The sequence below is a fragment of the Pseudomonas entomophila genome (assembly GCF_013523125.1).
GTDB lineage: Bacteria > Pseudomonadota > Gammaproteobacteria > Pseudomonadales > Pseudomonadaceae > Aquipseudomonas > Aquipseudomonas entomophila_B.
Genome location: NZ_JAAMQJ010000080.1, coordinates 1 through 3,548, shown reverse-complemented (window position 1 = coordinate 3,548; position 3,548 = coordinate 1). Strand labels below are relative to the sequence as shown.

At 62.0% G+C, this 3,548-nt stretch carries 1 protein-coding gene; it reads right to left on the bottom strand.

What is annotated here, in order from left to right; all coding sequences use genetic code 11:
* The coding region (locus G7007_RS21530; RefSeq protein WP_375139516.1) for a beta strand repeat-containing protein at window positions 1–3,548 on the bottom strand (3,548 nt) is incomplete at both ends.

Below are 3,548 nucleotides of genomic sequence, written 5' to 3'. Positions count from 1 at the left end.
GGGTGCAGTCACGCTCGCGGTGTAGGTGATCACGCCACCTTCGGTGACCGATGGGGTCGCCGTCAGCGTTACGGTGCTGGTATCGATGGTATCGGTAACCGATGTCACCGCAGGGGTGCCGTTGACTGCTAGGTTCTCGAAGTTGCCACCAGTAGCACCGGTGATGGTCGCATTGACCGAACCCGCATCGATGTACGGGTCATCGCCAGGTGCTGCAACCGTGATGCTGCCTGCGGTCTGGCCGGCCGCGATGGTGATCACGGAGCCGTTGCTCAGGGTCACGGTCACTGGCGTCTGCGCAGCGTTGGTCAGCGTTGCGGTGTAGACGATCTGACCGCCCTCGGCCACGGTCGGCGTGGCAGTCAACGCTACAGTCGTCGTGGTGCTGGTGCTTGAGCCGTCAGTCACAGTGGTGCTCGGCGTACCGGCAGTGACCAAGTTCTCGTAGTTGCCGCCGCTAGTGACTGTGATGCTGTTGGTCACGGGCGGATTGGTGGCGTACACGTTGTCCGGCGCGGTGAAGTTCACCGAGCCCGAGCTTGCTCCGACCGGGATGGTGATGGTCTGGCCATTGGCCAGAGTTACGACCAGCGGCGTCTCGGTGACCGGAGCAGTAACGCTGGCGGTGTAGGTAATCACACCACCTTCGGTCACCGAAGGCGTGGCAGTCAGGGTCACCGTCGAAGTATCGATGGTATCGGTAACGGCAGTGACTGCTGGCGTACCGCTGACGGCCAGGTTCTCGAAGTTACCGCCGGTAGCGCCGGTGATAGTCGTGCTAATCGAGCCGGCATCGATGTACGGGTCGTCACTAGGTGCTGCGACGTTCACCGAGCCAGAGGTCTGGCCTGCGGCGATAGTGATGACCGAGCCGTTGCTCAGGGTCACGCTCACTGGTGTTTGCGCAGCGTTGGTCAGCGTCGCGGTGTAAACGATCTGGCCGCCTTCGGCCACGGTCGGTGTAGCAGTCAACGCCACGGTCGTTGTGGTGCTGGTACCTGGACCGTCAATCACAGTAGTGCTTGGCGTGCCGGTAGTGACCAGGTTTTCGTAATTGCCGCCGCTAGTGGCCGTGATGCTGTTGATCACAGGCGGATTGGTGGCGTACACGTTGTCCGGGGCGGTGAAGTTCACCGAACCCGAGCTGGCGCCGACTGGAATGGTTATGGTCTGGCCGTTAGCCAGGGTCACAACCAGCGGGGCCTCGGTAACCGGAGCAGTGACGCTGGCGGTGTAGGTGATGACGCCGCCTTCGGTGACCGACGGGGTGGCAGTCAGTGTGACCGTCGACGTGTCGATGGTATCGGTGACGGCAGTGACTGCTGGCGTACCGCTGACAGCCAGGTTCTCGAAGTTACCGCCAGTGGCACCGGTGATAGTCGTGCTAATCGAGCCGGCATCGATGTACGGGTCATCGCCAGGTGCTGCAACCGTGATGCTGCCGGCAGTCTGGCCGGTTGCGATGGTGATCACCGAGCCGTTGCTCAAGGTCACGCTCACTGGTGTTTGCGCAGCATTGGTCAGCGTCGCGGTGTAAACGATCTGGCCACCTTCGGCCACGGTTGGCGTGGCGCTCAGGGCAACGGTCGTCGTGGTGCTGGTACCTGGACCATCAGTCACGGTGGTGCTTGGCGTACCCGCAGCAACCAGGTTCTCGTAGTTGCCGCCGCTGGTGGCCGTGATGCTGTTGGTCACAGGCGGATTGGTGGCGTACACGTTGTCCGGCGCGGTGAAGTTCACCGAACCCGAACTTGCGCCGACTGGGATGGTGATGGTCTGGCCATTAGCCAAGGTCACGACCAGCGGCGCTTCGGTAACGGGCGCAGTCACGCTGGCGGTGTAGGTAATCACCCCGCCTTCGGTGACCGAAGGCGTCGCGGTCAGCGTCACCGTCGAAGTGTCGATAGTGTCAGTGACAGCAGTCACTGCTGGCGTGCCATTGATTGCCAGGTTTTCGAAGTTGCCACCAGTAGCACCGGTAATGGTCGCATTGACCGAACCGGCATCGATGTACGGGTCATCGCCAGGCGCAGCCACGTTCACAGAACCAGAGGTCTGGCCTGCGGCGATGGTGATCACCGAGCCGTTGCTCAAGGTCACGCTAACCGGCGTCTGCGCGGCATTGGTCAGGGTCGCGGTGTAGACGATCTGGCCGCCTTCGGCAACCGTCGGCGTCGCACTCAAGGCGACGGTCGTGGTGGCGCTGGTGCCAGGCCCATCAGTCACGGTGGTGCTCGGCGTACCGGCAGTGACCAGATTCTCGTAATTGCCACCGTTGGTAGCCGTGATGCTATTGGTCACAGGCGGGTTGGTAGCGTAGATGTTATCCGGCGCGGTCGCATCGACGGTACCGGACGACTGGCCGACTGGAATGGTGATGGTCTGGCCATTGGCCAAGGTCACGACCAGTGCCGAACCGGTGACTGGCGCAGTCACGCTGGCGGTGTAAGTGATCACACTACCTTCGGTAACCGATGGCGTGGCAGTCAGTGTGACTGTCGACGTATCGATAGTATCGGTAACGGCAGTGACCGCTGGCGTCCCGTTAACCGCCAGATTTTCGAAGTTGCCACCGGTAGCACCGGTGATGGTCGCATTGACCGAACCGGCGTCGATGTACGGATCGTCGCCAGGCGCAGCGACGTTGACAGAACCAGAGGTCTGGCCTGCGGCGATGGTGATCACCGAGCCGTTGCTCAAGGTCACGCTAACCGGCGTCTGCGCGGCATTGGTCAGGGTCGCGGTGTAGACGATCTGGCCGCCTTCGGCAACCGTCGGCGTCGCACTCAAGGCGACGGTCGTGGTGGCGCTGGTGCCAGGCCCATCAGTCACGGTGGTGCTCGGCGTACCGGCAGTGACCAGATTCTCGTAATTGCCACCGTTGGTAGCCGTGATGCTATTGGTCACAGGCGGGTTGGTAGCGTAGATGTTATCCGGCGCGGTCGCATCGACGGTACCGGACGACTGGCCGACTGGAATGGTGATGGTCTGGCCATTGGCCAAGGTCACGACCAGTGCCGAACCGGTGACTGGCGCAGTCACGCTGGCGGTGTAAGTGATCACACTACCTTCGGTAACCGATGGCGTGGCAGTCAGTGTGACTGTCGACGTATCGATAGTATCGGTAACGGCAGTGACCGCTGGCGTCCCGTTAACCGCCAGATTTTCGAAGTTGCCACCGGTAGCACCGGTGATGGTCGCATTGACCGAACCGGCGTCGATGTACGGATCGTCGCCAGGCGCAGCGACGTTGACAGAACCAGAGGTCTGGCCTGCGGCGATGGTGATCACCGAGCCGTTGCTCAAGGTCACGCTCACTGGCGTCTGCGCAGCATTGGTCAGGGTTGCGGTGTAGACGATCTGACCACCCTCGGCCACGGTCGGCGTCGCACTCAGGGCTACAGTCGTGGTGGTGCTGGTGCCTGGGCCGTCAGTGACGGTGGTGCTTGGCGTACCGGCAGTGACCAGGTTCTCGTAGTTACCACCGTTGGTGGCCGTGATGCTGTTGGTCACGGGTGGATTGGTGGCGTAGATGTTGTCTGGTGCGG